This window comes from Nostoc foliaceum FACHB-393, from assembly GCF_014698505.1.
Classification (GTDB): Bacteria; Cyanobacteriota; Cyanobacteriia; order Cyanobacteriales; family Nostocaceae; genus Nostoc; species Nostoc foliaceum_A.
In genome coordinates this window covers 1-5,724 of the sequence record NZ_JACJTD010000143.1, presented here as the reverse complement: position 1 = coordinate 5,724, position 5,724 = coordinate 1, and the positions used below count along the sequence as shown (strand labels likewise).

8 protein-coding genes are annotated in these 5,724 nt (G+C 44.5%); 3 read left to right on the top strand and 5 right to left on the bottom strand.

Translation table 11 applies throughout. The features are described from left to right. Nucleotides 1-13: 13 nt before the first annotated feature. The 5 genes from H6G92_RS38010 to H6G92_RS37990 all read right to left on the bottom strand — a co-directional run bounded on the left by H6G92_RS38010 (nt 14) and on the right by H6G92_RS37990 (nt 2,792). Nucleotides 14-772: a hypothetical protein gene (locus H6G92_RS38010; protein ID WP_242059518.1), complete on the bottom strand. Its 759-nt coding sequence runs from the start codon at nt 770-772 to the stop codon at nt 14-16. Between the two features lie 250 nt (nt 773-1,022). Then, nucleotides 1,023-1,208 carry a hypothetical protein gene (locus H6G92_RS38005; protein ID WP_190901927.1) on the bottom strand — a complete coding sequence of 62 codons (186 nt, stop codon included), beginning with the start codon at nt 1,206-1,208 and terminating at the stop codon, nt 1,023-1,025. Then, entirely contained in the window at nt 1,205-1,420 is a 216-nt protein-coding gene (locus tag H6G92_RS38000) for a hypothetical protein (RefSeq protein WP_190901925.1), read from the bottom strand. Before H6G92_RS38000 ends, H6G92_RS38005 begins: the two co-directional genes overlap by 4 nt. A gap of 103 nt (nt 1,421-1,523) precedes the next feature. Then, nucleotides 1,524-2,015: a hypothetical protein gene (locus H6G92_RS37995; protein ID WP_190901923.1), complete on the bottom strand. Its 492-nt coding sequence runs from the start codon at nt 2,013-2,015 to the stop codon at nt 1,524-1,526. Nucleotides 2,016-2,225: 210 nt separating this feature from the next. Then, entirely contained in the window at nt 2,226-2,792 is a 567-nt protein-coding gene (locus H6G92_RS37990) for a hypothetical protein (RefSeq protein ID WP_190901921.1), read from the bottom strand. Nucleotides 2,793-3,000: 208 nt separating this feature from the next. Between H6G92_RS37990 and H6G92_RS37985 the strand changes: the two genes are divergently transcribed. The 3 genes from H6G92_RS37985 to H6G92_RS37975 all read left to right on the top strand — a co-directional run bounded on the left by H6G92_RS37985 (nt 3,001) and on the right by H6G92_RS37975 (nt 5,625). Beyond that, nucleotides 3,001-3,285, top strand: a complete 285-nt coding sequence (locus tag H6G92_RS37985; RefSeq protein ID WP_012413087.1) for a hypothetical protein — start codon at nt 3,001-3,003, stop codon at nt 3,283-3,285. Nucleotides 3,286-3,580: 295 nt separating this feature from the next. After that, on the top strand, nt 3,581-5,179 hold the full coding sequence (locus H6G92_RS37980; RefSeq protein WP_190901919.1) for a hypothetical protein: 1,599 nt from the start codon (nt 3,581-3,583) through the stop codon (nt 5,177-5,179). Nucleotides 5,180-5,286: 107 nt separating this feature from the next. After that, a complete protein-coding gene (locus H6G92_RS37975; protein ID WP_242059517.1) occupies nt 5,287-5,625 on the top strand; it encodes a hypothetical protein in 339 nt (112 codons plus the stop codon). The last annotated feature ends 99 nt before the right edge of the window (nt 5,626-5,724 follow it).

Genomic DNA, 5,724 nt, shown 5'->3' with positions numbered 1-5,724 from the left:
TTGTAATGTCTAATTACTTCCGTTTCCCTTGCGGCATTGCTGTCTGATTCTGTCCTTGCAGAGATAGCCGTGCCTCAGTCTCCGAAACTGGGGGTAATGCTGGTGCAGTGACAGCATTACTAGCCCAGCGCTCGTAAGTTTCATTCGTTACCCAGTGAAGTGTTGCCCCAGATTCCGCACCAGAGCGAATCATCTCGGCGGCTTCGAGCGCATCTTTCTCAAAATCAGATTGGGGATTGCGATACGACCACTGAATGAACCAGTACGTTCCTAGCGCCCCTTCCACTTTCTGAAACTCAGCACAGAAAATGTAGTTTTTGAGTACGCTAGCGATCGCCTGATAACAGAACTCTTTGGGATCTCCCGGCATCCCTTCCTCACACCACTGCTGGAAAGCACGATGGGCGAAGTGATTGTACAGTCCGGCGAAATTGTCTTTACTGCGGCGGTGGATCAGGAAAGAAAGCAGCATGGAGGCTGGCCCCTTAAACTGGTCTTTTAGTCCGCCAGCAACAGGAATTACCCAAAGTTCGGTAAATGGTTCATTGGTGAAGTTCTCGTTGATAGTCAATGCACGGTCAGGGCGGGAGATTGCGATCGCAAAATCAGCCTTGTTACCTTTGAGATATCCTCCTGCTTGTGCTTCTAGAATTGTCAATTTTGGGGGACAATCGAGAAGAAATTGCCCGTACTCTTTAGCGCAATTCGCTTGTAGTTTCGGTTGGCTGGGTGGGATGAGAAAGACGCTGTTGTTGATTTTGATGGTTTCCATAATTGCGTTGTTGTTGCTAAAAATTGCGTTGATACTGGATACTGTTCGACTTAGCTATTTATGACAATTCCAGGAATTGTTTTTAATTCGTATTTCAGCACTTCGAGTTGATATAGCCGCTTTTTAATCTCTGCTTCTAGAAGTGTTTTTAATTCCTGCGGCTTGAGCAATTAAATCTCATTCTCTAAGTGATTTTCTTCACTATTATCAACCATCTCAATGCTGAGTCTTGTACATAAATCACTAGCTTTTACACCAATAACTCCTGGTTTACACCAATAACTCCTGGTTGGATTTCAGTAGATAATTCCTCAATCATTGAATGGAATCCAGGGTCTTCATCATTAATTTCTACTTCAATCAAACCTGCATTATTCGATATAACAGTTGCCCAACTTGGCAAAGTTTCAGGAATACTGGTTGCATAGAGTTTCATGATTTTGATTCCTGATTAAACTTGATTTCAACAACTTCTTCGACACACCCCATTACCTCGGCTAAATAATGCAATGTATCGCCTACGTGAGTTCCTGCCTCTGGGTCAATCTTCTTGTCTGCAATCAACAAGAGCCAGTTTTCATCTTGGGCGATTGCCTGAATATTTACGTAGCAAGAGTTGAAAGTTTTCAGTATTTCTATCGGTTCCATTGGGTTATCCGATGAGTTGTGTTGTTGTATTCAGATAAACTGAGAATTTGATTTTGCTTTTTACTTTTTACTTTAGAGGTGGGTTTTCCTGCCCACCTATTTTTTACGCTGCAACTAAATCTTTCACTTGTGGAATGTATCTTTTTAACCGTTCCCATTCGTCACTCGTCAGCGCATCAAATTCTTTATCCAATAATTCCTCTTCTGTGGGTGGTTGTTCCTTAGTCACTGTTAATCTGCCTGCCATCGTCATAAATTCATCAAGCTCAACTGCTGCATCAATCGGCTCGGCGTATCGAATCTTATCTACAGCATTCGACCAGTGGGTAATGTGCTGAAATATCACCCCAATCATTGAATCAGCTTTGTACACTCGATAATTCCTGGGGCAAGCTCCACCAACGTAAACCAGATTGTATCCAGGGATTTCCATGACCTCTGCGTTGGGGTCTGTTGGAGGTAAGAGTATTTTCTCTCTTGGATCATCCGACTGGGCTTCTTGAAGAGAAAATGGGCTAATCATATTCTGTGTGCCATGATTTGAATTGTCATAAATTTCGTTGTAGAGGCGATCGCATTTCTCTTGGAAGAGCAATCGCCTTTTCTCACTTCCAAAACGAGGAATTTCTTACACCTCTGTATTTGCATCTGCTGGAGGTAGCACAAAATTCTCTTAGCAGTCATAGAAACCCGAATCTGAAAGTATGATGTTACTTGCTGGGCTATATGTAATGATTATTTGTAATTGCATATAGGTGGCGATTGCAGTTGCTTAGACTACAATCGCCTTTTTCACTTCAGCAACTTACGCTGCTACTGCCGCTCGGACTCCTAACAGCGCAATCACATCTTTGGCACTGCCAGCAACCTGATTTACCCCGTACTGTCTTGGTCGAGCGTACCAGCCCTGTTGACTGCACCCGACGAAGCCAACAAAATGCCCGTCTTGGTAGAGTTTGGTGCTAAACGAGAGCCAGTCGATCTCTCCGTGGTACAGACCGAAAACAGTGCAGGCTTCCTCTAATTCATCGCTTAATCGCTCGTTGCGCTCCAGGGGTGTTTCTGGCAGAGTCGCTTTGACCTCTGCAACTCTTGTGGCGAACCAGTTGCGGTCAAATGGTAGTCGTCCGCCTTCCACGAACTGAATCCATACTGTGATTCCGCCTTCAATCCAGATGGTGCGAACTGATTCGGGTTGGACTTCGATAATCTCACCAATGATGCGGCGATCTCTGCTGGTGAGAGGATCTTGGGTTGGGGCTACAGCTTCGGCTTGGGATTCGAGGTGGCTGTATAATTCTGCTTGGGCTAAGGTTTGTTCATCAACAGAAAAATCAATGATTGCTTGCGGTGTATGTGTTATGTAGGTCATAATATTGATCTCCATTCAGTTGGATAAAAGGCGATCGCACGGTTTGCGAGACTTGGGGCGGTCGTCTTTTTGCTTTCTAGATATAATCTAGCAAACAATCTAGATTAAGTCAAGATAAAAATCTAGATTATTAAGTTGGCTTACAATAAGGTTTGCAGAGATTATTCTGGATCAAGAGTATATTGTTGATAAAGACCAACAGAAAAATATGCCTGCGAACAAAAAGCCAGAGACACAAGGGCGAATTGCCCAGCTAGGTATCAAGATAGATGCCGAGTTATACGAGAAGTACAAAACAAAATTGAAAGAAGATGGTATATCGATTACGGAAGATATCGAAAACCACATGAGGAATTATATAGGCGAGATGATTGTCCACAGCAATGTAGTGGATATAGTCAAGCTAGTTGAGGATGTAGAAGTTTTAAAGAAAGTCTTGGGGGAGTTACAACCGGGCTGGCAAGAGAGAATGAGCAGCTTAAAAGTCAGTTAAAAGCCATGTCATCTCAAATCGACAACTTGGTTCAAATAATGAAAACTTCACCCCCTCTTGACAGGGGGTGAAGCATTTTTTAAGGTATGCCATTTTATTCTAGATAATTTTCTTGATTTTAAGCTAGCTCGGTGTTAGATTTTAAGTAGCCACTAGAATATGTGGCTACTTAATTTTTTAGGCAATCGCCCAAACGCGAATAACATTTGCTCACACACTTGCTATCCGCACTTGAAGCGCGAGGTAAACAAGACAAGCATTTGCTTGCCTTCTTATCAGTAGACCGTAAAATGCCATGCTGACACTAGAAGCCGAACAAACAACAGCACTCGATTACAGTGTTGTCAACGCCAGCATCCAGGAAACCTTCACCGCCATCGACCGTTTTGAGTGGCAAGCATCCGATGAATTGCGACTGATGCGAGACAAAGGCTATTACGAAGATGGTGGACACAAGAGCTTTGAAGCTTACTGTGAAAGTGAGTTGACCAAACACGGGGGATATCGCCGGGTCAGAGATTTGCTGTCTGCGAAGAAAGTAGTTGATACTCTGCCAGAGTCACTCAGGGAAAAGATTACTAAACCCTCTCAAACTCGCCCCTTACTCCGGCTGGTTAAAACTCCTGATAAGTTACACGAAGCTGTTGCGATCGCAGCGAAAGAAAAACCCTTCCCCACCGCCGCAGACTTCGCTAGAGCAGTACAGAAGGTCGTTCCAAACAATACGTCACCCAGTAAAACCAATAGCACAAAACAAGAAAAAGTCAAAACGCAATTGTGTCATTCTGTCACTGTTTCTTCCCTTTCACACCCTCGTTATGGTGAATCAGGAGTGATTGAAGCAGACGCACCAAATAACTATCAGCAGATTGTCACCTTTGGCGATGGTGAAAGGTTGTTGATCAACAATGCTGATTTGACCGGTTTAAATGACGCAATTGTGTCATTCTCAGCAGAGCGCACATACCCGAAAGAATACACGGAAGCGATCGCCCAAATCAAAGAGCAACACCAACAGGAGTTAGAGAGCCTAGAGCAGGAATTGAGAATTGGGCTACAAGCAGAAGCAGGGGCTAGAGTCGAAGCCCAGGTGCAAGAGCAAATCCAATCCTTGCAACAACTCTTCAAACAACAGAAAGAGCAGAATATTCAGTTACAGCAGCGTTTAGACGAGATGGAAGGTCTACGACAGTTGGAAATTGAAAATCAGCGACTTCAGCAACGTATCCAAGAATTGGAAAACGCCGTAGAACAGCGCCCTTCCCAACAGTGGGGAAATACAATGACCCAGCAAGCTACCAAAGCGTTGAACAAGCAAGTTAAACAGGCGTTGGAGAAAACAATTGATCTGCGATCGCTAGCCCAGGAACCGCCCAAGGAAAATGCCCTGGAATGTCTACGTTTAATGGGTATGGCTTTGAAGAATCTAGCCAGCGCCATGAACAATACCCAAGCACTCGAAGCTGCGGCCATAATTCTGGGGAGTGAGCCAACACCAAATGCGATCGCATATCGAGCCGAGCAATTGGAGATGCTACCCCAAGCGGTTAGTGATATTCGGCAGGTGCTTGCAAAACCTGGGTGTACTTGGCAGGAGTTTTGGGATGTTGCCCAAGAGTACGAGGTAATCAAACAAGACTATTGGACGGAATTAACCACCCAAGAGACAGAATTAATTGCTGCTCTCCAGAACGCATCCTCTCAACAAAACACTATTGGCATTGGCTCTATCGTTGCCCATGCCGACCCATACCGTACTTTGTATGTTGAGAGGGGCGAGGTGGTGCAAGATTTAGGCGAAGAGTTGGTGGTGGCTTGGGATTGTTGGAAGGAGCAATCAAAAAAGACTGATAGGTATTTCCGGGACGAATTGCGATTCTGGCAGCCTCAATAGGCTTTCAGTGCATCGGTGACTTTTTAGACAACCGAATACAAGTACAAAACCCTGCAATCACAGTAGGGGAAATTTCCATGCGTCAATATAAATAGGAGATTGTAGAAATGACCGCAACTATTACAAGACCCAAACCCAAAAAGGCTGCTGCCGCTAAAGTACAGTCACCGTACAAGCGGCTTCATGTGATTATTCCCATTGAAGATTTGCTCTGGGCATCGCAGCAAAAACCATCAATAACGCAACTGTGGCAAGAATGCTGGACGGCTGACCCCTACGGTTCCCGATGGATGCCTTTGACTTCTGCTTTGGGGTACAGTACTTTTATCTCTGCAAAGAAAATTCTAGCTGAAAGCGGTCTGTTCATTTTCAAACCAGACAAGTCGATTCAGGATGGACGAGAAACTGCTAGCTGGATCAATACCTTCGCCAAAACAAGAGTATGAAGAGAGAGGGCGCTCTGTAGTAGAGTTATTGTCTTCCCAAACGACAACTCAAAAACTACAATTCGCCCATGTTCGACATCCTATCACTCTTACAATGCC